The sequence below is a fragment of the Chromobacterium amazonense genome (assembly GCF_001855565.1).
Lineage (GTDB): Bacteria > Pseudomonadota > Gammaproteobacteria > Burkholderiales > Chromobacteriaceae > Chromobacterium > Chromobacterium amazonense.
This window is the reverse complement of the sequence record NZ_MKCR01000026.1, coordinates 20,361-44,380: the sequence shown is the minus strand read 5'-3', so window position 1 is coordinate 44,380 and position 24,020 is coordinate 20,361. Positions and strand designations below refer to the sequence as shown.

Below are 24,020 nucleotides of genomic sequence, written 5' to 3'. Positions count from 1 at the left end.
TTGGATAGTTCAACAGCAGCACAAGAGACAAAACGATGACGAAGGACGTACAGGCCCTGCTAGGCCCCAAGAAACGCATTCGATTGAACCTGATCGACATGGACGAGGAACAGTTCCAGATTCGGGACTTTGGGGCGAATAGCGACTACATCAGCGCCAGATCACAGGAGTATCGAAGCGCCGATACCGTCAAAAGGATGTTGGAAAAGCTGAACGAGCAAGGGCGAGCGTACAGGCTTGACCCTGTCTACGTAATAGCAAAGCCGGATGGCCGGTATGTGGTTGTGGATGGACATCATCGCTATGAAGCCTACACGCTCTGCAATTGGGCCAAGAGGCAAGACTACTCCATCCCTGTTCGAGAGTTTGCGGGAACACCCCAAGAAGCCCGACTACTGGCCCTGAAGACCGGACAGAAGGCACGAATGCAGATGAGCCGGTCAGAAGAGATTGAAGCAGCTTGGCGGCAGATCATCGACCCGCCAGAAGCCTTGAAGCGTGCAAGCGTGCGGGAGCTGTCCACAACCTTGGGTATCTCGAAATCACTGGTTAGCGAGATGAAGAAGCGGCTGAATGAACTCCAGCAGAAAGACACCCAAGACTTTCCCAGATGGAAGGAAGTGGCCGGGAGAGATTGGGAGGCTTACACCAAGGACGATGGCGATTCAGAAGAACGACGACTGAAGCGGATCGAAAGGGCCAAGCAAAAAGCCCGAAAGGCCATCCGGCTACACCTGCCGGGGATGTTGAACGATCCAGCGTTTTGGGCAGTGCTCCGGGAAGAGGCCGAGCATTTTGGCGTGGCAGTCAGCTGGAAAATGGAAGATTTGGACGACTACGAATGGGAGCAGCGCCAAGCAGCCGAAGAAGGCCATGAAGGAGAGCAAGCCCTTGAAGACATGTATGAGCAGATCGACTACTGACGCCACTTATGGGCTGCCTTCAGAGCGCTATCCGATGCTTGAAAAGTTTGGGGTAACTTCAAACATTTCAATCAGGAACTAACCAATTAAGCTATTGATTTATTTGAATTATCAAGAATCAAACAGCCCAATGAAGATGTCCATAAAGTAAGCCCAAAAGACAGACTAGCAGGAAGGGGAACAACCAAATGAGCAGACTCTTGAAGAGACACCAGCGGGCGGAGTATATCGCCGCCAGAGCCAAACAGACTGACGAACACCAGCGATGCAAAGCGCCGATGTGTACTAGGCTCACCCGCGCAGCCGCTGGGGATGGCGTAGGCAAGCACCACTGCAAGATGCACGAACAGCGCCTGATGCGGCATGGCAGTGTGACCAAGGACAGCTACCGGGCACCAGACCTGCACAGATACGCCAAACGGACTTTAGAATGGCTGCAAGCCAACCCGAGCCATCCAGCGGCGCAAGAGGCCAAGGCAAAGCTAGATCGGACATTGCGAGAGGCGGGGCACTTCGAGTCACAAGCCAACGTGCCGTACATGTCACCCGCAGAGAAAGCCCGCATGGCATGGATGCGGATCAGGATAAAGCAGCTAGAACCTGAACTGGTTATCGCCAAGCTAATGGCCGTGGAAGCGATGCTGAAGGTTGATCCACCGTTGAGCGGCGAGGCAGAGCAATACAGGCTGTGGCAGCTTGGCAAAGTCGTCCACCGCATGGCCGGAGGATATCACCGAAGAGCGGTAATGCCCGGACAGAGGCACTGGAAGTTCTTCCAGAGTTCAGGCCTTGTGCTGAAGCATCTGGGGGAGCAGGCAGCCAAGGTGACAGGCACAATATCTGCCGGTTAAAATCTAAGCTCCCACTCGTGAAATTATACAGAAGCCACATACCTCTCAGAAAAACAAAAGGATCGAAGCCAAACAATATAATTGTTGCAATCCAAAAAATAGAAATCGCAGCAATTAAATTGAAAACAAACATGTTAGACAGTTAACCAAGGAAAGAAAATGGAGAACAACCAATGGGCTATAGAACTGAAAAAGAAAGTCGAAGCAGTAGAGCAAGAAGTAACCACAGCCATCGCGCTGCACGAATCATGGAAGCCCATCGTTATAGACAGTGAACTGCAAAATCGTATGGGCGAGTCATTAGCCACAAACACATTTAACATTATCCGTTGGTCCCTGCGCCGAGAGATGTTACTCGCACTACTCAGAGTCTGGGATAAAGACGGGAAAACAGCCAGCATTAGGGAGATCATTAAAGAGCTGCGAAAATCCGACACACTGGAAAAGCTGATTGCCTCCAGAAATCACCCCTCCCCCATCGACCACCTCCTTACGGAGCACCTTCGCGGATATCTACCCAATAAAATTAAACAAGTAGACGAACTATTTAATAAATATACGAGTAAAGACGGTGAATCCGCACAGGTTCTTTTAAAACTCACCCTGCTACGAAACGTAACCTTAGCACATCACCAACTAAAGCCAGTAGACCCTGAAAAAATTAGCGCCACCGACGAACAAATAGAAAGTTTCCATCAAGACACATGTCGCATAGTCGAGCAACTGATGAATATCGTATGCGCCACCGAACTGGACATGAACCAGACGACACACGTCTACTCAACCTATGCTCGATTCTTTTGGGCTTCCGCCAAGGGGGAGCGAACACCTGGACACCCAAGCTATCGCAAAGCGACTCAACCCGAATATCCCAAATCATGAAACCGTCAAAATAAACCGCTGAATATAGCCTTTACCGCCTTGGCACATACACCCAAAGCACATCCCGATCAATCAGAAGTCCCACACTCCAGCAGCAGACAAGGACTCCCGCATCTTTTCGACAGTGAACCGCTTCCCATAGCGGCCCGTGGTGATATCGTCCAACTCGTGTCCGACGAACTCCTTTACCATCGTTTCATTCACTTCGCGCTGCTTACAGCGGTCCATGAACGAGTGGCGCAGACCGTGAAAGCTCTTGGTCGGGTTTATCAACTTCAAGAACTTGTCATTGACATGTTTACCCGCCGAGTTCCCGTAGGACTCCTCCGATTTCCGATAGGTCAACTCCGGGAACACTCTTTCGCCCGGCTGGATCGCTAACTCGTCGATAAATTCCTGAGCCATCGCGGAAGGAAAACCAAGCGGGATATCACGTCTGGCATTCTTGGTTTTCAAATGCTGCGTAGGCCCATCTTCCGAGATGTGCAACCAAAGCGAGCCATCCTCCCCACTGCGCACATCGTCCTTGCGAAGTTGCGCAATCTCGTTCAAGCGAGCGCCTGTGTAGACCCCAATACGGGCCATCCATTTGGTGGTATACGGAGCGGTCTTCGCTGCCTCTAGAATCTGGAGCAATTCTCCATCCTCCCAGCGCTTGCGCTCTTCGTGATCCAGCTGCATACGGTCAGCCTTGCCCTTTTGCGGATGAAGGCGAGTTGCTGGGTTGTACCATTCCATGGGCAGGCGGGGGCGCTGGGTCTCTTCCAGCCACTTAAAGAACGTGGACACCATGCCAATCCGCTTCTTGACCGTAGCAGGAGCCTTCTCGGCCAAATGGGCATCCCGCCAAGACAACAGGGCATCTCTCGATACACCAGCAATATCAGCATCAGCCCCCAGCGCCTCGGCGAGTGCCGGATAAAAGGTGCGGTACTCTTTCATCGTCTTGGCTGCAAAGCTGCCCGCTTCCTTCTCAGCCATGAAGCCATCAATGGCCGCTTGAACGGTGTAGACAGGGCGTGATGGAACCTCTACAGGGGCCGCTGATGGGGCGGATGGGATGCTAGCAGCCAATGACTCCCGGAGAGTGCGAAAAGCCGCCCAATCGCCTTGTAGCGCCCCCGCTTGAGCACGATTCAAACACGAGCGTAGGTGCATTTCTTGACGATCATCCATGTCAGTCGCAAAGCCCAATTGCGAGAGCATGCCATCCAACGTGTCAGCCGCTTGGTTCAACCCATCAACAACACTGCACGCATCCGGTTCGATATCCTCGAAGACCTCGAACAGCTTGCCCTTGGCGATGCACTCCAGCTCGAACCGCTCCAGATCAGCCAATATCCCCCGCTTGATGTCGTGACTACTGCTCAACGCTATCCCCCTCCGTTTGTGATGGATAGCGAGTATATCAACCTTTGCTGATACAAGGCGTGTGAAGGCTTTCTGCTGGCCTTCTGGCAGCCTACGCAGTGACATCGAGAAGTCCAAGCCGCCAAGGCATACCGGCAGCTTTACGCGCAGCAGAGGGGCCTTTTTGTGGCTTCGGGAGCCTGTGTTCGTGCGGATGTGTGCCATACGGGTGTGCCCATGTCAGGCAGCAATGGCGCTGGTAGTGCTTGGAAGGAAACGATGAAGTGTGGGACCATCATGGGTCCTCTGTGGGACCACTAGACGCAAAAAAGCCCTCGAATGTTTCCAATCAAGGGCTTAGTGCAAACTGGCGGAGAAAGAGGGATTCGAACCCTCGATACAGGTTTAAGCCCGTATGCTTCCTTAGCAGGGAAGTGCCTTCGACCACTCGGCCATTTCTCCGTTCAGAGAGCGCCATATTAAATAGCGGCGCCCCTGGTGTCAAGCGTAAATCCGAAATTATTTACGCCGGCTGGTCCAGTCCGAAAACCTTATGCAATACGCGAACCGCCAGTTCCAGGTACTTTTCGTCCACCAGCACCGACACCTTGATTTCCGAGGTGGAAATCATCTGGATATTGATGCCCTCTTCCGCCAGCGTGCGGAACATGGTGGAGGCGATGCCGCAGTGCGAGCGCATGCCCACGCCGACGATGGAAATCTTGGCCACCTTGTCGTCGGCGTCGATCTTGGCGGCGCCGATATGGGTCTGCACTTCGCGCAGGATGGACAGCGCGCGCTGGAATTCGCCGCGCGGCACGGTAAACGAAAAGTCCGTGGTGCCGTTCTCGCCGACGTTCTGGATGATCATATCCACTTCGATGTTGGCATCGGCGATCGGCCCGAGGATCTGGTAGGCGATGCCCGGCTTGTCCGGCACGCCCTTGACATTGATGCGGGCTTCGTTGCGATCGAACGCGATGCCTGCCACTACCGCCTTTTCCATGCTCTCATCTTCCTCAAACGTAATCAGGGTGCCCTCGCCTTCTTCCTCGAAGCTGGAGAGCACGCGCAAGCGTACCTTGTATTTGCCGGCGAATTCCACCGAGCGTATCTGCAAAACCTTGGAGCCGAGCGACGCCATTTCGATCATTTCTTCGAAGGTGACCGTCTTCAACCGGCGCGCCTCCGGCACCACGCGCGGATCGGTGGTGTAGACGCCGTCGACGTCGGTGTAGATCTGGCACTCATCGGCCTTCAGCGCCGCGGCCAGCGCCACAGCGGAAGTATCCGAGCCGCCGCGGCCCAGCGTGGTGATATTGCCTTCCTCGTCCACGCCCTGAAAGCCCGCGACGATGACCACGCGGCCTTCTTTCAAATCGGCGCGCATCACATGCTCGTCTATCGACTGGATGCGCGCCTTGGTATGCGCCTGGTCGGTCACCACCTTCACCTGCCAGCCGCAATAGCTCTTGGCCGGCACGCCGATTTCCTTCAATGCCATCGCCAACAGGCCGATGGTGACTTGCTCGCCAGTGGACACCACCACGTCCAGCTCGCGCGGATCGGGATAGTCCTGAATGTCCTTGGCCAGGGCGATCAGGCGGTTGGTTTCGCCGCTCATCGCGGAAACCACCACCACCACATCATGCCCCTGGGCCTTCCACTTGGCGACGCGGCGGGCCACATTCTTGATGCGCTCGGTCGTCCCGACCGATGTGCCGCCGTACTTCTGTACGATGAGTGCCATACGTGCTTCTTAATTGATAAAAGTTGAATATCGAGCTTCGATTCTGACCATAGAATGTCCAGAATTGCAAGACGGAAATGCCCTGCGCCTATCCCCTGGCGAAATATCCGTCTATTCCCGGCGTGGGTTCGCCAGCACATCCGGCAGGCTGTTTGCATCCCCACAGCGCAACGGCTACAAACAGTATGAAGACTATGTATCCGAAGACGGGACCGATGCATGATTGCCCCTGTTCAACCCTGGCGCTGGATCCGGCTGGAAATAGGCTTGGCCATCAACGGGGCAATACAGTATGCCTTGTTCATAGATCATCCCCTGTTCTGGCCCGCCGTCGGCCTGAGCACGCTGCTGATCACGCTGCTGATATTGTGGCCATCATCGGCGCCCGCCATTGCGGCGCATGACGGCGACCAATCCGCGTACTGGCGCAGCGTGGCTGCCCATGTCTACGCGCTGCTGCCCCTGTGGGCCGGCCATGTCGCGCTGGGGCGGGAGCAGATAGACAAAGCGGCCCTGCAGTTGACCGCCCGCTTCGACCACATGCTGCGCCAATTGGGCAGGCCCTCCCCTCCATCGGATGATTCGCCCCATCCTCTGGCCGCGGCGCAGAACAAGCTGACCGATGCGCTGGAAGCGATGCAACTGCCGGCGCCGCTGCAAAAGCAACTGTTGCCGCAACTGCAGCAATTGAAGCAATCCGGCCAGCAACTGGCGCTGCTGGCTAAAAACCTGTCTGCCGGCGAAGCTTCGCCGGCAGCCGCTGCCGAGCAGATCGGCGAGCAAGTCGGCTTATTGCTGCGGCAACTGGAGTCCATCGATGCCGATGTCCACGACAGTTGCCGCGCCTGTCAGATGAAACTGGACGACCCGGCCGCCAGCCAGGATCTGCAGGCGACGATAGAAGAGGTGTTGACTCATTTGCAGTTCCAGGATCGGGTCAATCAGATTTTGTCCCATGTGCAAAACGATATCTGGCAATTGGAAGCCATGCTGCATGACTCCTTGAACAGTCGAGAGGACGCCCTGCCGGAGCCGCCGGATACCGAGGCCTGGCTCACCGCCCTGAAAAACAGCTACACCACCCATGAACAACGCGCGCTGCACAACCGGGATCAAAACGACAAGACGCCCGGCGCCAGCGACATCACTTTTTTCTGAATGACGGGGAAGGCGGATGAGCAAAACGATATTGATCGTCGACGACTCCACCACGCTGCGCCAAGTGGTGAGGATGACCCTGGTCGGCGCCGGCTATGAGGTGCTGGAGGCCGGCAACGGCAAGGAAGCGCTGGACATCCTGGACGGCCGCAAAATCCACCTGATCATTTCCGACGTCAACATGCCGGTGCTGGACGGCATCGAATTGCTCAAGAACATCAAGCTATTGGCCCACTACAAGTTCACTCCGGTCATCATGCTGACCACCGAATCCTCCGAGGATAAAAAACGCGAGGGAAAGGAGGCCGGCGCCAAGGCCTGGGTGGTCAAGCCATTCCAGCCGCCTGCGCTGCTGACAGCCGTTTCCAAACTGATCCTGCCCTGAACGGCAACCGATACCTGACGCAGGAGAGGACATGACGCTTTCCCTTGTCGCAGGGCATGAGCAAACCATCTACCAGGCCGCGCAATGGCGCGCCGATCTGGAACAGGCGCTGCGCAGCGAAGAGGACATCGTGCTCGACTTGTCCACCATAGAGGAGCTCGACTGCGCCGGCGCCCAGGTGCTGATCTGGCTGCGCCGCGAAGCAGAACGGCGCGGCCGCAAAGTGGACCTGCGCGACCCCAGCCGCTGCGTGCGCGAGTTCGCCCTGCTGATGGGCCTGCAGCGCGAGCTGCTCCCCGCCGCAGACAACGAGGAGACCGGCGATGGATCTTGAGCTGGCCATGCAAACCTTCCTGGAGGAAGCGCGCGAACTGCTTGGCGACATGGAAGGCATTCTGCTGGACATCGATCCGGCTCGCGCCGATGGCGAACAGCTGAACGCACTGTTCCGCACCATGCACACCATCAAGGGTTCAGCCGGCCTGTTCGGCCTGGATGACATCGTCGGCTTCACCCATCAGGCGGAAAATCTTCTGGATCAGCTGCGCGACGGCCAACTGCGGCTGGACGATGAGCTGGTGGGGCTGCTGCTGCGCTGCCACGACCACGTCAAACTGATGATACAGGCGCTGGACGACAAGGCCGATCTGGCGTCTCTGCACGACGCGGCCTTGCTGGAATCGCTGCAGGCTTATCTGGCCGCGCCGCCTCCGGCGCCCGCGCCTGAACTCGCCTCGGCCATGGAGGCGCAACAAGAACAAGAAGCGCCAGACGCGCCCGACGCCCTGCCGCAGCAAGAACCCTGGCTGCTGTCGCTGCGCTTCGGCCCGGATGTGCTGCGCAACGGCCTCGACCCTTCTTCCTTCCTGCGTTATCTGGCCACGCTGGGCAGCATCGAACAGATCGAAGCGGTCAGCTGCAATCTGCCCATCGGCGAGGACTTCGACGCCGAAACCAATTATCTGCGCCTGGAAGTGCTGTATCGCAGCGACATCGACGAACAGACGCTGAACGAGGTATTCGAATTCGTCCGCGAGGACAGCGAGCTGCATATCTGGCCGCTCGGCCGCGCAGGCGTCCATCTGGCGGAGGCTTGCGCCAATGCGACGCCGGCAGAGGCCGAGGCGGTGCGACTGGCTTGGCGGCGGTTCGGCGCGCTGGGCGATGACGAAACCGAAGTCCAAGCCATCGAGCCGGCGCAGCCTCCCGCCGCCGAACCCGAGCCGCCGCGCGAGGCCGCCGAAGCGATTCACGAGCCGGCTCACCCAACAACGGACACCATGCCGGCCGCCGGCGAAAGCCGCCGCCAGCACGAGAGCAAATTTCTCAAGGTGGAAGCCGGCAAGCTAGACAGCCTGATCAATCTGATCGGCGAACTGGTCATCGCCGGCGCGGCGGCCAATCTGCTGGCCCGCCGCTCGCAACAGCCGCAATTGGTGGAATCGACGCTGGCGATCGCCAATCTGATCGAACAAATTCGCGCCGGCACCCTGTCGATGCGCATGGTGCAGATAGGCGAAATCTTCCAGCGCTTCCCCCGCGTGGTGCGCGACGTCTCGCGCGAGCTGGGCAAGGACATCCAGCTGCACATCGTCGGCGCGGAAACCGAACTGGACAAATCGATGGTGGAAAAGCTGGGCGACCCGCTGCTGCACATCGTGCGCAACGCCATCGACCATGGCATAGAATCGCCGCCCATCCGGCAAGCGCACGGCAAGCCGGCCACCGGCAATCTATGGCTGAACGCCTATCACGAATCCGGCAGCATCGTCATCGAAGTGGCGGACGACGGCGGCGGCCTGGATCGCCAACGCATCCTGGCCAAGGCGCGCGAACGCGGCCTGCTGGGCCATGAAGACGAACCGCCGGACAGCGTGGTATTCCAGCAGATATTCGAAGCCGGCTTCTCGACTGCCGACCATGTGACCAATCTGTCAGGCCGCGGCGTGGGCATGGACGTGGTCAAACGCGGCATAGAACAACTGCACGGCACGATAGAGATCGACAGCGAAACCGGCCGCGGCACCACCTTCCGCCTGCGGCTGCCGCTGACGCTGGCCATCATCGACGGCTTCCTAGTCGATGTCGGGCATTCCACTTTCGTGCTGCCGCTGGAAGCCGTGGTGGAGTGCATAGAGCTGCCGGCCGATCTGCCGGAAAACGGCGTGCACGACTGCATCAACCTGCGCGGCGAACTGCTGCCGCTGCTGCATCTGGGCCGCTTCTTCGAACTGCCGCCCATCGCCGCCGCCCGCCGCAACATCGTGGTCGCGCAATACGGCGAGCGCAAGGCCGGCCTGGTGGTGGACGCGCTGCAAGGCGAATTCCAGACCGTGATCAAACCGCTGGGCACGTTGTTCAGCGCGCTGAAAGCGATCAGCGGCTCCACCATACTCGGCACCGGCGAAGTGGCGCTGATCCTGGACGTGCCGGCGCTGATCCAGCATGCCTGCCGCAAGGAATCGGAACGCCTCGCCCATACCATCCCCCCAGCATCCACCGCCGACCCCTCTACCCAACGGAGCACGCCATGACGGCCCTCAAGGACATGCGCATCGCCACTCAGCAAGCACTCGGCTACGGCGCCATCATCGCGCTGCTGCTGGTGTGCATCGCGCTCGCCCTGCTCGGACTCCAGGAGCTGGGCGAAGTGATCCACGGCATCACGATCAACAATCAGGAAAACCGGCTGGCGCACCAGCTGCTGGAGCAAAATCAGGAAGTCCGCATCGATATCCGGGCAGCCCTGCTGGCGGACCAGCCGGGAGAAACCTCGCAGGCCAGCCAGGCGTTTCAGGATTCGCTGCGCCGTTATCAGGACATCGAACAACAGTTGGCGCAGCTGTTCCAGCGCGAGTCAGACACCCGAGCGCGCGAGCGCGAGCTGATGGGCGCGATCCAGACCGCCAGCCGAGACGCGCACCAGGCTTATCAGCATGCGTTGGAGCTGTCGATACAGCAGAGGGCCTCCGAAGCCCGCGCGCTGGTCAATGCCGGCAAAGGCGCGGTATTGAATCAGAGCATCGCCGCGCTGGCCGAATATGAAGACCAACTGAACAATGGCCTGGTGCAGCAAAGCGATCGCGCCACCGCATCCAGCCGCAATCGCCTGTTGCTCCTGGCCGGATTGGCCATCGCCGCCAGCGTGCTGATCGCCCTGTTGACCCGCAAGGAACTGCTGCGCACGCTGGGCGGCGAGCCGCAGCAGGTGGCGGCCATGATGCACGAAGTGGCCAAGGGCAATCTGCAGTGCCGGATCACGCTGCGCGAAGGCGACCGCGGCAGCCTGGCCGCTTCCATCATGCAAACCGTGCAGACGCTGGCCACCATCATCGCCGAGGTCAAGAGCGGCTCGGAAAGCCTGTCCGTGGCCGCGCAGCACATCCACGCCACCTCGCAGCTGCTGGCGCAATCGGCCAGCGAGCAGGCCTCGGGCCTGGAGGAAACCTCCAGCTCGGTGCAGCAGATGTCGGCCTCGATCAATCAGACCAGCGACAATGCCAGGATGACGGAAGGCATCGCGGAAAAAGCCTCCAGCGAAGCCGCCGCCGGCGGCCAGGCGGTGCAGGAAACGATACGGGCGATGCGCCAGATCGCCGACAAGATCAGCATCGTCGACGACATCGCCTACCAGACCAATCTGTTGGCGCTGAACGCCGCCATCGAGGCGGCGCGCGCAGGCGAGCACGGCAAGGGCTTCGCCGTGGTGGCGGCCGAAGTGCGCAAGCTGGCGGAGCGCAGCCAGGTGGCGGCGCAGGAAATCAGCACATTGGCGCGGGGCAGCGTCGGGCTGGTGGATCAGGCCGGGGGCCTCTTGGAGGAGATCGTCCGCTCCAGCCGCCGCACTTCCGACCTGGTGCAGGAAATCGCCGCCGCCTCCGGCGAGCAATCCGGCGGCGTCGGCCAGATCAGCCTGGCGATACAGCAGCTGAGCCACACCACGCAGCAGAACGCCAGCGCCAGCGAAGAGCTGGCCGCCACCGCGGAACAGATGAACCGCCAGGCGGAAAACCTGCATGATCTGATCGGCTTCTTCCATCTGGGTACGCTGCAGGGCGGCTCGCACGGCGCGCCCGCGGCGCCGCGGGCCAGCCACAGCGCCGATGTTTTCCGACGCATCGAATGACCACCGGAGACGCAGCCATGGCAGCACTGAACATTCTGCGCCGCAGCGACGGCCACCCGGTCCAGGAGGAACAAGGCGACATTCGCCAGTTCCTGACCTTTCAACTGGCCGGCGAAACCTTCGCCGTCGGCATCCTGCGGATACGCGAAATCCTGGAATACATCAAGCTGACCACCGTGCCGCTGATGCCGCCGTTCATCCGCGGCGTGATGAACCTGCGCGGCGCGGTGGTGCCGGTGATCGACCTGTCGCTGCGCTTCGCGCGCGATCAAACGGCGATCAACCGCCGAACCTGCATCGTCATCATCGAAATGGAACATGCGGAACAGTGCCAGCTGATCGGCGTGCTGGTGGACACCGTGCACGAAGTGCTGGCCATCCCGGACAGCGAAATCGAGCCGCCGCCGCAGTTCGGCAGCAAGATCCGGGTGGACTTCATCGAAGGCATGGCCAAGGTGGACAGCCACTTCGTGGTGCTGTTGAACGTGGACAAAGTGCTGTCGCTGGAAGAAATGTCGCTGCTGTCCGAACTGAGCCGCCAGGAAATGGCAGAGGAGGAGTGATGCGCGCTCGCCATCATGCAGTTGCGGGCCGTCGTGGACAGCCACCGGCCCGACGCGGAGACCCCCGATGAAAAACCTCACCATCCGCCAACAATTCAGCCTGTTGATCGTCTGCGTGCTGCTGGGACTGGGCCTGCTGACCGTCACCGCCTGGCTGGGCATGCGCGCTGTGATGATCAACGGCGCGCTGTACCATCAGGTGGTACTGGGCAAGGATTTCATCAACGACCTGGACCCGCCCAATCAGGACCTGGTCGCCGCCTTTCTGGCGGTGAACATGCTGCGCAACACCAGCGACCCCTCGCTGCGCCAGCAGTGGTTCAACGAGCTGCGAGCCAAGCGCGCCGCATTCTATGACAGCCAGAAAAAGTGGCAGGCCAGCGATCTGCCGCCCGATATGCGCGCCATGCTGGAACAGAAAGTCAAGCCCACGGCGGACGCCTTCTTCCAGGAATTGGAGACGCATTTGCTGCCGGCGCTGGAAGCCCATGATCAACTGGAGATCAACCGCTCATTCGACCGGCTGTCGGCCGACTACGAGCTCAACCACCAGGCCATCCAGCCCTTGATCGACAAAACCAACCAGATGCAGCAGGCAACGGAAACGGAAGCCGAACGCAATACCCGGCTCACCTTCTCCTTGCTCGGTTCGGTCAGCCTCGCCGTGCTGCTGCTGCTGACCGGCTCCTTGACCTGGATATACCGTCAGCTGGTGCGCCAATTGGGCGGCGAACCGCAGGCGGTGGCCGATATCGCGCGCGAGGTGGCCGCGGGCCGGCTGAACATCGCCGTCACGCCCGCTCCGCAGAACAGCCTGCGCGACGCCATGCAGCAAATGTGCCAGCAGCTGCGGACCATCATCGGCGACGTCAAGATAGGCGCGGATGGCATCGCCAGCGCGGCCCAGCAAATCAGCGCCACCTCCATGGCCTTGTCGCAAAGCGCCAGCGCATCGGCCGCCGGCGTGGAACAAAGTTCGGCCTCGATCGAACAGGTCTCGGCCTCGGTCAGCCAGACCAGCGACAACTCGCGCACCACCGAAGCCATCGCCGAAAAGGCATCGGAAGAAGCCACCGAAGGCGGCAAGGCTGTGCAGCAGACTGTGCTGGCGATGCGCCAGATCGCCGAACGGGTCGGCATCATCGACGACATCGCCTACCAGACCAATCTATTGGCGCTGAACGCCGCCATCGAGGCGGCGCGGGCCGGCAAACACGGCGCCGGCTTCGCCGTGGTGGCGGCCGAAGTGCGCAAGCTGGCGGAGCGCAGCCAGGTGGCGGCGCAAGAAATCGGCGAACTGGCCGAACACAGCGTCACCGTGGCCGAACAGGCCGGCCGCCTGCTGCTGGAGATCGTCAGCTCCAGCGGCCGCACCGCCGACCTGGTGCAGGAAATCGCCGCCGCCACCCAGGAGCAGGCAGGCGGCATAGGCCAGATCAGCCAGGCCATTCAGCATCTGAACCACTCCACCCAGCAAAACGCGGCCGCCAGCGAAGAGTTGGCCTCCACCGCGGCGGAGATGAATATGCAAGCGGAGCGGCTGCAACAGGCCATGGCCTTCTTCCATCTGGGCAATACGGCGGGGATGGCAGCCGGCGCTGCGCCCGCCTTAGCCATGGCGGCAACGCCGGCCTACGCACCGGATGCGGCCGAAACAGACGAGCACGGCGATATGTACCGTTTCTGAAACCGGGCCTACCCGTCAGCGGACTGTACTAGATTGAAATAACACACAAGCCGCCGGCTCGCTCCGGCGCAAAACAAGGAAGCCTCGCATCATGCCGCCATCCCCGCCCAGCGCAACAGGAGCCCCGCTCGCCGCCGATCCGTCCGGCGACGCGGTGTTCCTGCACCCTGGCGAATGGCACTTCGGCGGCAGCGGCACCCGCATCCGCACGCTGCTCGGCTCTTGCGTGTCGATTGTGCTATGGCACCCTCAGGCCCGCGTCGGCGGCATGTGCCATTACCTGCTGGCCCAGCGCAACCACCGCCGCACCGAGACCCTGTCCGGCCGCTACGGCGACGAGGCGATGCTGTTGCTGCTGCGGGAAATCCTGGCCTGCGGCCTGCCGCTGCAGGAGTTTCAGGCGCGGCTGGTCGGCGGCGCCTCGATGATGCTCAGCCGCGAACGCAAGCTCAGCCACGACGTGCCGTCGCGCAACATCAATCTGGCGCGGGCGATGGTCAAACAGCTTGGCCTGCGGCTGCAGGGAGAGGACTTGGGCGGCAACTGCCCGAGGCTGGTGCTGTTCGATGTCGCCAGCGGCAATGTCTGGATCAAACAATCACAAGAGGCCGAGCTGGAAACGATGCCGCCTCCCAACACAAGGACGCGCACATGAGCATCAAGGTTCTGATCGTCGACGACTCCGCCGTGGTGCGGCAGGTGCTGAGCCAGGTTTTCGACAAGGCCAGCGGCATTGAGGTGATGGATGTCGCCAATGATCCGTATATGGCGATGGACAAGATGAAGCTGCATTGGCCGGACGTGATCGTGCTGGATGTGGAAATGCCGCGGATGGACGGCATCACCTTCCTCAAACAGCTGATGGCGACCCGTCCGACGCCGGTGGTGATCTGTTCCTCGCTGACGCAAAAGGGCACCGACATCAGCATGCAGGCCTTGGCGGCCGGCGCGGTGGAGGTGATCGCCAAGCCGGCGGCCGGGGTCAAGGGCTTCCTGGAGGAAAGCGCCAATCAACTAGTAATGGCGGTGCGCGGCGCCGCCGCCGCGCGCATGAGCCGGATGCGGGTGATGCCGTCGGCCAGCGGCGCGGCGCCCGGCGCCGGCAGCAGCAGCGCGGCGGCGCTGGAGACGCGCCCCAAGCTGTCGGCCGACGCCATCCTGTCCGCCCCGACCGGCAGCAATGTCTTCACCACCACCGAGCGCATCGTCGCCATCGGCACCTCCACCGGCGGCACCCAGGCGCTGGAGGCCATCCTGACCGAGCTGCCGCGCACCTGTCCTGGCCTGGCCATCGTGCAGCACATGCCGGAGAAATTCACCCGCTCCTTCGCCGACCGCCTGAACAGCTTGTCCCAAATCGAAGTCAAGGAGGCCAGCAACGGCGACCGCATCCTGCCCGGCCGGGCGCTGATCGCGCCTGGCGGCAAGCACATGATGGTCAAGCGCAGCGGCGCCTACTACCAGGTGGAAGTCGTGGACGGCCCGCTAGTCAGCCGCCACAAGCCATCGGTGGATGTGCTGTTCCGCTCCGCCGCCAAGTTCGCCGGCCGCAACGCGTTGGGCGTCATCATGACCGGCATGGGGGACGACGGCGCCAAAGGGCTGAAGGAGATGCATGACTGCGGCGCCAAGACCATCGCCCAGGACGAGGAAAGCTGCGTGGTGTTCGGCATGCCCAAGGAAGCGATCAAGCTGGGCGCCGCCGACGAAGTGATGTCCCTGGACATGATCGCCAAGGCGATCTGCCGGCAGGGATAGGGGCCGCCATGGTGCTGCAGATGGACGATGTACTGGTGGTGGAAGACAGCGCAGTGCAACGCCAGCATGCCTGCGATCTGTGCCGACAGCTCGGCATCGTCAATCTGCGGCAGGCGGCGGATGGCAACGAGGCGCTGGCGCGGATGCGCGAGCAATTGCCCAGCCTAGTGCTGATCGATCTGGAAATGCCTGGCATGGACGGCGTGCAACTGATCCAGCAGATGGCCAAGGACAATCTGTCGGTTCCCATCATCGTCGCCTCCGGCAAAGACTATCTACTGATTTCCACCGTCGAGCTGATGGGACGGGAGCTGGGCTTGCCGGTGCTGGGCGGCATCAAGAAGCCGCTGCGGCAACAGGCGCTGGAGGATCTGCTACGGCGGGTTTGGACGCCGCCATCGGAAAGCAGCGCCGAGGTGGAGCTGTGCCAGGATAAGGACGTGCGGCTGGCGCTGGACCAAGGCCAGCTGGTGCCGTATTACCAACCCAAGGTGACCCTGGATGGCGGCCTGCTGAAAGGCGCGGAAATGCTGGTGCGCTGGCATCACCCGGAGCTGGGAGTGATACCGCCGTCGCGCTTCATTCCGGTGATAGAAGCCTGCGACTGGGCCACTGAGCTGACGCTGCTCATGCTGGAACAAGGCTTGCAGCAATGGCAGGAGTGGGCGCGGCGCGGCCTGCGCCTGCCGCTGTCGGTCAACCTGTCCGCGCTGTCGCTGAAAGGCACGACCCTGGCCGACGAGATAGACCAGCGCATCCGCGCCAGCCGCGTGCCGCCGCGCTTCATCGTGTTCGAGATCACGGAAACCGCCGTCGCCGACAACCTGGCCGAAGCCATAGGCATCGCCGCGCGGCTGCGGCTTAGCGGCGTCGGGCTGTCCATCGACGACTTCGGCACCGGCTTCGCCACCTTCCAGCAACTGATGCGCTTCCCGTTCACCGAGCTGAAAATCGACCAGTCGCTGGTCACCTCGATCTCCAACAAGCCGCACCTGGAGGCGGTGTTCAACAGCATACTGGAGCTGGCGCGCCGGCTGCAGCTGACCACGGTGGCCGAAGGCATCGAAACGCCCAAAGACCTGAGCTTTGTCGGCGAGCGCGGCTGCGTGATGGGACAAGGCTATTATTTCGCCAAGCCGCTAGCGGCCGATCAGTTTGAAAGCTGGGTCAAGAACCGCATGCAGCGCAAGCCGGAACCCAGCCAGGAAAACTAATTCAGCGCCTCAGTTGGACCACAGCGGCGGCTCGTACATCTGCGCGATCTGCTCGCGCAGCCCCAGAATCTGTTCCTCCCAATAGCGGGAACTGCCAAACCACGGGAAGGCCGCCGGAAACGCCGGATCATGCCAGCGCCGCGCCAGCCAGGCGCTGTAGTGGATCAGCCGCAGCGTGCGCAGGGCCTCCACCAGGTTCAGCTCGCGCAAATCGAAGTCGCAGAAGTCCTCGTAGCCGGCCAAGACTTCGGCCAATTGGCGCGACTGCTCCTCACGCTCGCCCGACAAAAGCATCCACAAATCCTGCACTGCCGGTCCGCTGCGGCTGTCGTCGAAATCGACGAAGTGCGGACCGGCGTCGGTCCACAACAGATTGCCGACATGGCAATCGCCATGCAGCCGCAGAGCGGCGACGTTGCCGGCGCGCTCGAAACAACGCGCTACCCCGTCCAGCGCCTGCTCCACCACGCCGCGATATACCGGCGCCAGCTCCGGCGGCAGCCAGTCGCCGGCCAAGATAAAGGCGGCCGGTTCGCGGCCGAAGCTTTGCAAATCCAGGACGGGACGATGCTGATAAACCTCGGTCCGGCCCAAGGCGTGGATGCGGCCGAGAAAACGGCCAATCCATTGCAGCGTGTCGGCCCGGTCCAGCTCCGGCACCCGGCCGCCGCGGCGCTCGAACAAGGCGAAGCGGAAACCGCCGTGATGATGCAAGGTCTGGCCCTGCAACAGCAGCGGCGGCACCGCCGGAATCTCGCGCTCGGCCAGCGCCAGGCTGAATGCGTGCTCCTCCAGGATGGCGGCGTCGCTCCAGCGCTGTGGCCGGTAGAACTTGGCGATCAGCGGCGGCGCGTCATCGATGCCGATCTGATAGACGCGGTTTTCATAGCTGTTCAGCGCCAGCAGGCTGCCGCTGGCCCTCAGGCCCAGGCTCTCGACCGCATCGAGAATGGCGTCCGGCGTCAAGGCGGCGAACGGGGGAGGCAATGTGTTTTCCATCGCTCGATTATAGCGGCGCGCGCCGCAAAGCGGCCGTGGATCTGCTAAGCCTAAAGCGTGGCATCCGGCGCGCGGAGGCAAACCATGAAACTGCATCTTCCTCACCCCCATCTGCATTTCGACGGCGAGCGATGGCAACAAGGCGCCGAACGCTGGGCCGATATCACGCTGCAGGGCTGGCTGCTGTTTTTGGACAGCCAAGCCCGTCGCCAGGCCTGGTTGAGCTGGCGCGAGCATCGCCTGGCGGCACGCGTCGTCTTGATCGCTTTCGCTTGCTGGCTCAGCGGCAGCTTGGTGTTGCTCGGCTTGGTCTACTTGCTGTACCTGCTTTCCACACGCTGGTAAGCCATATGCTCGGCATGGTCTCTGCAGCTCATTCTCGTTTTCATTATCATTTACTTTTGCAATCGAAATTTAATGACCGATAGCAAAAACAATGAGAAAATACCGCTCACCCCTCGCACGAAAGACCGAGATGAGCCACAGCCACCACCCCATCGACACGCGCAAGGAACCGGAAAGCGTGGAACGCCAGCAAGCCGCGCGCACCAGCACGCTGGTCAGCGTGGTGGTCAATATCGTGCTGTCCACGGTACAGATCATCGTCGGCGCTTGGGCGCACTCTTCCGCCCTGATCGCCGACGGCATCCACTCGCTGTCCGACCTGTTCTCCGATTTTGTCGTGCTGTTCGCCGGCAAGCACAGCGGCAAGGGCCCGGACCAAGACCATCAATACGGCCACCAGCGCTATGAGAACGCCGCGTCTTTGGTGCTGGGCCTGCTGTTGCTGGCCGTGGGCGGCGGCATGCTGTATTCCGCCGCGAATAAATTCATCCATCCCGAAGACATTCCATCGGTCCATGCGCTGGCCTTGTGGATCGCCGCGCTGGCGCTGATCGCCAAGGAAAGCCTGTTCCGCTACATGCTGGCGGCAGCGCAGCGGGTGCGCTCCAGCATGCTGGTGGCCAATGCCTGGCACGCGCGCTCCGACGCCGCGTCATCTCTGGTGGTGGCGGCCGGCGTCGCCGGCAACCTGCTGGGCTATCCGATACTGGACCCGGTAGCCGCGCTGGTGGTGGGCTTGCTGGTGGGCAAGATGGGTTGGAGCTTCGCCTGGGACGCGCTGCATGATCTGATGGACCGCGCCGCCAGCGAAGACGATGTCGCGGCCATTCGCGCCACCTTGCTGGACACCCCAGGCATCATCGGCGTGCACGATCTGCGCACGCGCAAGATGGGCGATCTGATCCTGGTGGACGTGCATCTGGAAGTCGACGGCAGCATCAATGTGTTCCAGGCCCACGCCATCACCGAAGAAGCCCAGCAGCGCGTCATGCGCAGCCACCCGGTGCTGGACGTGATGACCCACATCGACCCAGCCGAGCACTATCAATCAAATAGCATAAGCATCGCCAATTGATGGTATAGTAGCCGGCTGCAACTTTTGCGGCGCCAGCCCGTCTATTGCTACCATGACGCCACAATTCCGATACTCACAACGCAGATTGCTGCAGATTCTGACGGCGCTGACCGTGCTGTGGCAGTTCGAGACCTATGCCGTAGGCCACGCGCCGCTTGCGCCGGCCGCGGAGGAACCCGCCATCAGCACCTGGAGCGAGCATTTGCCGCCGGACACGCCTTTCCTGCTGGTGCAGGAGGTCCGCGACCAGTTCCGCCATACCGACGCCAAGCGCGATGCCGGCACCCCAGTTCGCGACATCGCCGCGCTGCCGCCCCGGCCAGACGACGCCGCCTGACGGCGCAAGGCAAAAGGGCCGGTTGTCTTGCGACAAGCGGCCCTTGCGCTTCCACTCCGGTTCAACTCATAGCGCCTTCGGCAACTGACCCTGCGGATTGCAGAGCGGGCAACCCCGATTGCTGCAATGAATCGAGCTGTTGTGCACCAGCCCGCGCAGCTGGGAAAGCCGCTCAAAGTCGGCCGCGCCATCCCGGCTCTTTTTCGTCAACAAAGCGCTGCCATGGCTGCTCAGCGTCGGCTCCATCGCCATCTGCAACGGCTCCGCCTGCGCTGCCGCGCCTGCGCCCAGCATGGCGCCGCCAGCGCTCAATGCATAAACCAGACTTTTCTTCATATCCATTCTCCCCTTGGCAGGATCTGATGTCCCGACATGGTCGAAGCCTACCTTCGCTCGCGCGGGATCGTTGAAAAAACAAACCCCGCCAAGGCGGGGTTGCGTCAACATCAGCGAATCAGCTCCACTTTGTAACGTGGAGGCAACAGCAAAGCCGGAATCTCGCGCTTGCCTTTGCGGCTGCGACGGCCAGGCGGGCGCGGCTGCTTCAGGCCTTCGCCCTTGACCGCGGCCAGCACCGGCATCGACGACATCGCCGGCTCGCGCTGCGCCGGTTTCGGCCGCGGCAACCAGGACGGCCAGAAGCCATCCACGTTCTGCGGCGGCAGCGTCTGCTTGGTCAGTCGCTCGATCGCCTCATGCTGCTTGGTTTCCTCCGGAGACATCAGCGAAATCGCCACGCCCTTGGCCCCGGCCCGGCCAGTGCGGCCGATGCGGTGAACATAGTCTTCGGGCGAGTTCGGCAGCTCAAAGTTCACCACATACGGCAGCTCGGAAATATCCAGCCCGCGCGCGGCCACGTCGGTGGCCACCAGCACGCGCAGCTTGCCTTCCTTGAAGCCAGCCAGCGTCTCCAGCCGCGCGCCCTGCGTCTTGTCGCCGTGAATGGCCTCGGCGTCCAGGCCATCGCGCTTCAAATCGCGCGCCAGCTGGTCAGCGCTGATCTTGGTCTTGCAGAACACGATCACCTGACTCATCTCGCGCGAGCGGATCAAATGTGCCAGCAGCTGGCGCTTCTTGAAGTTGTCCACCTGGAACACCAGTTGCTCGACCTGGTCGTTGGTGGCGTTCTGGCGGGCCACTTCCACCGTCTGCGGCGCATGCATGAAGTCGGCCGCCAGGCGCTTGATCTCCGGCGCGAAGGTGGCCGAGAACAGCAGCGTCTGGCGCTCCTTGGGCAGCATGCCCATGATCTTGCGGATATCCTGGATGAAGCCCATGTCCAGCATGCGGTCGGCCTCGTCCAGCACCAGCACTTCCACCTTGTTCAGCTGAATCGACTTCTGCTGGATGTGATCCAGCAGGCGGCCCGGCGTGGCGATCAGGATTTCCACCCCGCGGCGCAATTCCTGCGTCTGCGGATCCATATTGACGCCGCCGTAGACGGTGGTGGCGCGCAACGGCAGGTATTTGGTGTAGCTCTTGACGTTCTCACCGATCTGATCGGCCAGTTCCCGGGTCGGGGAAATCACCAGGGCCCGCACCGGATGCATGGCCGGCGATACGCTGGTATTGGCAAACTTCTTCAGGCGCTCCAGGATGGGCAGCATGAAGGCGGCAGTCTTGCCGGTGCCGGTTTGCGCCGCAGCCAGCAGGTCGCGGCCCGACAACACCAGCGGGATGGCCTTTTCCTGGATCGGCGTCGGCTGGCTATAGCCCTGCTCCTCGATCGCTCGCAGGATCTCAGGCGACAAGCCCAGTTCCGAAAACAACATTTAACACACTCCTGCAATACGGAGGGGCACGTTGCGCCATTGCGCCAACGCGCCCCGATGTTCATCAATCGACCGGCGGCGGATAAAGCAATTGCCACTCCTCAAGAGTGGCAACACACCGTCAGCCCATATGGCTGGCCACGCTGATCAACAGCACAACCGCCAGCCACAACAAGGCGGATCGCCATACCAAGCCCACCGCGCTTCTCAGGTAGCTGGGATCGGCTTCGTCGCCCAAGCCCAGCTCCGGACGGTATTTCACCGAATAATCCTGGCGCAGCGGATCGCCCAAGCGGACGCCCAGCGCGCCGGCGGCGGAGGCCAGCAGAATCCCATTGGCGTAGTTGCCCCAGGTTCTGGCCTGCGAGCGCCAGCAGTACACGGCATCCTCGAAATCGCCCATCACGGCGAAAGCCGCCGCCGTCAAACGCACCGGCAGCCAATCCAGCCAAGCCGCCGCTCTGGCGGCGAACAGGCCAAACAAGTCATCTGTCGCGCCGCGGATGCCCCACTTCTGATTCAGCATAGAACACAAGCGGTACAGCAAGGCACCGGATGGGCCCGGCAGCAACACGAACCAGAACATGGTTCCGAACACATGGCGGTAGCTGTCCACCACGCCTTGCTCTATCGCCAGACGGGAGATCTCCTCCACCGACAGCTCGGCAGTGGGTTGCCCGGTCCAGTTGGCCAGCGCCACGCGCGCATCCAGGTCCCGCCCCTCCGCCAGGGCCAGCGAAATCTCGGAAAAAGCGCTGGAAAAATGGCGGAAGCCCATGGTCAGATACAGGATCAGCACATTGAAGGCCAGCGCCAGCAAGGGGCTGACCGCCTTCAGCGAGTAGAACACCAACAGGCTCAGCGCTATGGCGGGCACGATGGCGGCCAGCCAAGCCAGCACGCCGTGGCGTTCGGCACCGGCATTCAGGTTGCGCTCGAGATGGTTGGCGTAACGGGTGAACAACAGCCACACCCGGTTGCGGTTGCCGAGCGGCCGCAACTGTTCCAAGGCCAGGGCGAGAATCAAGGAAATCAGGGTCATGGGTTCTGGATGTGATTTTCACGGGACCGCTGGGGAAGATACCACAAAGGGGGCGCCTGCGCCCAGCCGCGATGATTCGGACAACAGGCAAAGAAAAGGCGCCTTGCGGCGCCAAGCTGACAGACCGGCGGCTCAAGCCGACCCCAATAAGCGGCGGCCGGTCACCACATCGGGACGATTGCCGTCGCGGTCATAACCCAGCGTGGAAGCCGCCGCCGCGCGCAATGCGGTCAAGGCGCCCTCGACTTCCTGCAGACGTTCGGATACGAAGCCGGCGTTAAGCTGGTTGACGCCCTGCGCGCGGCCAACCACGTCTTCCAACTGCACCCAGGCTTCGCAAGCGGCTGGCTTGTCGGCCAGCCAGATATACAAGGTATCCTTATCCTGCACGCCCTGCTCCGCCAGCAGCTTGCCACGCGAGGCGGACTGCTGCGCCAATTCGTCCAGCACTTCGCTCTTTTCGTCGGCCAGCGCATCCAATTGGTGCTCCAGCCTGTTGATCAGCAAGGATTGCTCCTGCTCCAACAACGCAAGCAGCCGGGACATGAGCGCTATCTCAGCCCGGCACAACTCTGTGAATTCATCTATGACTGACATCTTGTCGCCTCATCGCTACCGGCGATCCGCCCGGCTCGCCGCTCAGCCGCGCAGCAGTTCCTGCGCCGAGGAGATCAGGCCGTCGGCGATCTTGTCGGCATTGATGCTGAAGCTGCCGTTTGCGATGGCGGACTTGATCGACTCGACCTTGGCGGCGTCGAAAGACGGCTGCTGGGCGCTGGGATCATTGCCGATGGCGCTCAAGCGGCTGGCTACGGAGTTGATCTTCACACTGTCGCCGCTCGCGCTGCTGTCGCTGGTGCTGGAACTGGACGGCGCCCGCGGAGGGGTCTTGCTTTGGGTGCTGTAGGTACCCGACAGCTTGCCCGAATTGTCGATTTTCATGGCCTGGCCTTCCAGAAGCTATACTCAACTGACTCTATTATCGACCGAAAAAACAATCTCTTGAACTATTTTTCTAGACGATATCTGCTAAAAAACCACAGCGACGCTGCCATCCTGCCGCACCATGCCGCGCACCACCCTTCCCGTGCTCAGCCGGACATTGACCTGCTCGCCCAAAGCGGCGTTGCCCATCGCCATGCCCTCTGCCTCCGCGGCGAAGCCTTCGCCTTCCGCCGACACCTTGACCTGCTGGTTCACCCTCACCAGATAGGGCGCCCGCACCATGAAGTTGCGCAGCCAGGCGCCAGACGGCGCGCCCGAGCGCATCACCTGCCCCACCGCCTGGCTGGCATCGGTCAGCACATTGCTGGCTAGCGCCGGATTGCTGATCTCCACTAGCCTGACATCGTCCGCAGTCAACTGCTCGCCAGGGGCCACGGCCCGGTTCAGCGCCACGCCCAGGCGCTTTTCATTGATCATCACCGGCAGGCGCAAGGTCCAGCCTAAATCGGGACAGGAGAGCAAAACCGCCGTCGCGCCAGTGGTCACCGCCGGATTGGCCCATTCCGCCTTCGGTTTGGCGCAGGCCGGCACTGCCAGCTTGCGATCCAGTTGCCCCAGCTTCCAACTGGCCTCGCGCAAGCCCAGCTCGCGCTTCAAAAACTGCTCGGCCAGCTTTTCCAACACGCCCAGATTCTGGATGCCGTCGGCTCGGGCCGACAAGGCCAGCAGCAGGCAGCAACCGCACAAAAAAAGTCTTCGCATGCCCGCATTTTAACGCAAGCGCCCCATGACATGGGATGTCATTGACAAGTGGCTGCAACATTCGAATAATCGTTTGAATAGAGTTTAGACTCTTAA

At 61.4% G+C, this 24,020-nt stretch carries 25 protein-coding genes and 1 tRNA gene; 16 read left to right on the top strand and 10 right to left on the bottom strand.

Going from position 1 to position 24,020, the window contains the following annotated elements; genetic code table 11:
* The first annotated feature begins 35 nt into the window (after positions 1-35).
* The 3 genes from BI343_RS10480 (at position 36) to BI343_RS10470 (ending at position 2,656) form a co-directional block, all read left to right on the top strand.
* Entirely contained in the window at positions 36-923 is an 888-nt protein-coding gene (locus BI343_RS10480; RefSeq protein ID WP_071109649.1) for a ParB N-terminal domain-containing protein, read from the top strand.
* Positions 924-1,111: 188 nt separating this feature from the next.
* Positions 1,112-1,774 carry a hypothetical protein gene (locus BI343_RS10475; protein ID WP_071109648.1) on the top strand — a complete coding sequence of 221 codons (663 nt, stop codon included), beginning with the start codon at positions 1,112-1,114 and terminating at the stop codon, positions 1,772-1,774.
* A 159-nt stretch (positions 1,775-1,933) separates the two neighbouring features.
* Positions 1,934-2,656 (top strand): AbiU2 domain-containing protein, encoded by a 723-nt coding sequence (locus BI343_RS10470; RefSeq protein ID WP_083340901.1) that lies wholly within the window; start codon positions 1,934-1,936, stop codon positions 2,654-2,656.
* Between the two features lie 72 nt (positions 2,657-2,728).
* Here the strand turns inward: BI343_RS10470 and BI343_RS10465 are convergent, their stop codons facing one another.
* The 3 genes from BI343_RS10465 to BI343_RS10455 all read right to left on the bottom strand — a co-directional run bounded on the left by BI343_RS10465 (position 2,729) and on the right by BI343_RS10455 (position 5,756).
* Positions 2,729-4,231 carry a tyrosine-type recombinase/integrase gene (locus BI343_RS10465; RefSeq protein ID WP_071109647.1) on the bottom strand — a complete coding sequence of 501 codons (1,503 nt, stop codon included), beginning with the start codon at positions 4,229-4,231 and terminating at the stop codon, positions 2,729-2,731.
* 143 nt (positions 4,232-4,374) lie between these two features.
* A tRNA-Ser gene (locus BI343_RS10460) sits at positions 4,375-4,468 on the bottom strand.
* Positions 4,469-4,529: 61 nt separating this feature from the next.
* Positions 4,530-5,756 (bottom strand): aspartate kinase, encoded by a 1,227-nt coding sequence (locus BI343_RS10455; protein ID WP_043623463.1) that lies wholly within the window; start codon positions 5,754-5,756, stop codon positions 4,530-4,532.
* A 219-nt stretch (positions 5,757-5,975) separates the two neighbouring features.
* Here BI343_RS10455 and BI343_RS10450 point away from each other — a divergent pair, with 219 nt between their 5' ends.
* The 10 genes from BI343_RS10450 (at position 5,976) to BI343_RS10405 (ending at position 16,647) form a co-directional block, all read left to right on the top strand.
* Positions 5,976-6,914 (top strand): hypothetical protein, encoded by a 939-nt coding sequence (locus BI343_RS10450; RefSeq protein WP_139165704.1) that lies wholly within the window; start codon positions 5,976-5,978, stop codon positions 6,912-6,914.
* A gap of 16 nt (positions 6,915-6,930) precedes the next feature.
* Positions 6,931-7,299, top strand: a complete 369-nt coding sequence (locus BI343_RS10445; protein ID WP_043623469.1) for a response regulator — start codon at positions 6,931-6,933, stop codon at positions 7,297-7,299.
* Between the two features lie 31 nt (positions 7,300-7,330).
* Positions 7,331-7,633: an STAS domain-containing protein gene (locus BI343_RS10440; RefSeq protein WP_052246700.1), complete on the top strand. Its 303-nt coding sequence runs from the start codon at positions 7,331-7,333 to the stop codon at positions 7,631-7,633.
* Positions 7,623-9,833 (top strand): chemotaxis protein CheA, encoded by a 2,211-nt coding sequence (locus BI343_RS10435; RefSeq protein ID WP_071109645.1) that lies wholly within the window; start codon positions 7,623-7,625, stop codon positions 9,831-9,833. The genes BI343_RS10440 and BI343_RS10435 overlap by 11 nt, the downstream gene beginning before the upstream one ends.
* Complete coding sequence (locus tag BI343_RS10430; RefSeq protein ID WP_071109644.1) at positions 9,830-11,425, top strand: methyl-accepting chemotaxis protein; 1,596 nt, start codon at positions 9,830-9,832, stop codon at positions 11,423-11,425. Before BI343_RS10435 ends, BI343_RS10430 begins: the two co-directional genes overlap by 4 nt.
* Positions 11,426-11,442: 17 nt before the next feature.
* The gene (locus BI343_RS10425) at positions 11,443-11,988 is read left to right on the top strand and encodes a chemotaxis protein CheW (RefSeq protein WP_071109643.1); all 546 of its coding nucleotides are present in this window, start codon (positions 11,443-11,445) and stop codon (positions 11,986-11,988) included.
* Between the two features lie 67 nt (positions 11,989-12,055).
* Entirely contained in the window at positions 12,056-13,675 is a 1,620-nt protein-coding gene (locus tag BI343_RS20015; RefSeq protein WP_071109642.1) for a methyl-accepting chemotaxis protein, read from the top strand.
* 91 nt (positions 13,676-13,766) lie between these two features.
* Entirely contained in the window at positions 13,767-14,330 is a 564-nt protein-coding gene (locus tag BI343_RS10415; protein ID WP_052246705.1) for a chemotaxis protein CheD, read from the top strand.
* Positions 14,327-15,433, top strand: coding sequence for a protein-glutamate methylesterase/protein-glutamine glutaminase (locus BI343_RS10410; protein ID WP_071109641.1), 1,107 nt, complete (start codon positions 14,327-14,329; stop codon positions 15,431-15,433). Before BI343_RS10415 ends, BI343_RS10410 begins: the two co-directional genes overlap by 4 nt.
* 8 nt (positions 15,434-15,441) lie before the next feature.
* The gene (locus BI343_RS10405) at positions 15,442-16,647 is read left to right on the top strand and encodes an EAL domain-containing response regulator (protein WP_043623478.1); all 1,206 of its coding nucleotides are present in this window, start codon (positions 15,442-15,444) and stop codon (positions 16,645-16,647) included.
* Between the two features lie 9 nt (positions 16,648-16,656).
* Here BI343_RS10405 and BI343_RS10400 read toward each other — a convergent pair whose 3' ends face one another.
* Positions 16,657-17,634 carry a serine/threonine protein kinase gene (locus BI343_RS10400; protein WP_244886622.1) on the bottom strand — a complete coding sequence of 326 codons (978 nt, stop codon included), beginning with the start codon at positions 17,632-17,634 and terminating at the stop codon, positions 16,657-16,659.
* Positions 17,635-17,730: 96 nt separating this feature from the next.
* Here BI343_RS10400 and BI343_RS10395 point away from each other — a divergent pair, with 96 nt between their 5' ends.
* From BI343_RS10395 to BI343_RS10385, 3 genes are all read left to right on the top strand, one after another.
* Positions 17,731-17,991 carry a hypothetical protein gene (locus BI343_RS10395; protein ID WP_071109639.1) on the top strand — a complete coding sequence of 87 codons (261 nt, stop codon included), beginning with the start codon at positions 17,731-17,733 and terminating at the stop codon, positions 17,989-17,991.
* A 130-nt stretch (positions 17,992-18,121) separates the two neighbouring features.
* Entirely contained in the window at positions 18,122-19,066 is a 945-nt protein-coding gene (locus BI343_RS10390) for a cation diffusion facilitator family transporter (protein ID WP_043623487.1), read from the top strand.
* Positions 19,067-19,151: 85 nt separating this feature from the next.
* Positions 19,152-19,403, top strand: a complete 252-nt coding sequence (locus BI343_RS10385; protein WP_043623490.1) for a hypothetical protein — start codon at positions 19,152-19,154, stop codon at positions 19,401-19,403.
* 66 nt (positions 19,404-19,469) lie between these two features.
* Here BI343_RS10385 and BI343_RS10380 read toward each other — a convergent pair whose 3' ends face one another.
* The 6 genes from BI343_RS10380 to flgA form a co-directional block, all read right to left on the bottom strand.
* Positions 19,470-19,850: a hypothetical protein gene (locus BI343_RS10380; protein WP_139165703.1), complete on the bottom strand. Its 381-nt coding sequence runs from the start codon at positions 19,848-19,850 to the stop codon at positions 19,470-19,472.
* On the bottom strand, positions 19,850-21,175 hold the full coding sequence (locus tag BI343_RS10375; protein ID WP_043623498.1) for a DEAD/DEAH box helicase: 1,326 nt from the start codon (positions 21,173-21,175) through the stop codon (positions 19,850-19,852). The genes BI343_RS10380 and BI343_RS10375 overlap by 1 nt, the downstream gene beginning before the upstream one ends.
* A 121-nt stretch (positions 21,176-21,296) precedes the next feature.
* Complete coding sequence (locus BI343_RS10370) at positions 21,297-22,217, bottom strand: CobD/CbiB family protein (protein WP_043623501.1); 921 nt, start codon at positions 22,215-22,217, stop codon at positions 21,297-21,299.
* 132 nt (positions 22,218-22,349) lie between these two features.
* Positions 22,350-22,814 (bottom strand): flagella synthesis protein FlgN, encoded by a 465-nt coding sequence (locus BI343_RS10365; protein ID WP_083340900.1) that lies wholly within the window; start codon positions 22,812-22,814, stop codon positions 22,350-22,352.
* Positions 22,815-22,856: 42 nt separating this feature from the next.
* On the bottom strand, positions 22,857-23,159 hold the full coding sequence (gene flgM / locus BI343_RS10360) for a flagellar biosynthesis anti-sigma factor FlgM (protein WP_043623507.1): 303 nt from the start codon (positions 23,157-23,159) through the stop codon (positions 22,857-22,859).
* A gap of 87 nt (positions 23,160-23,246) precedes the next feature.
* Complete coding sequence (gene flgA, locus BI343_RS10355) at positions 23,247-23,924, bottom strand: flagellar basal body P-ring formation chaperone FlgA (RefSeq protein ID WP_071109637.1); 678 nt, start codon at positions 23,922-23,924, stop codon at positions 23,247-23,249.
* Positions 23,925-24,020: the final 96 nt, after the last annotated feature.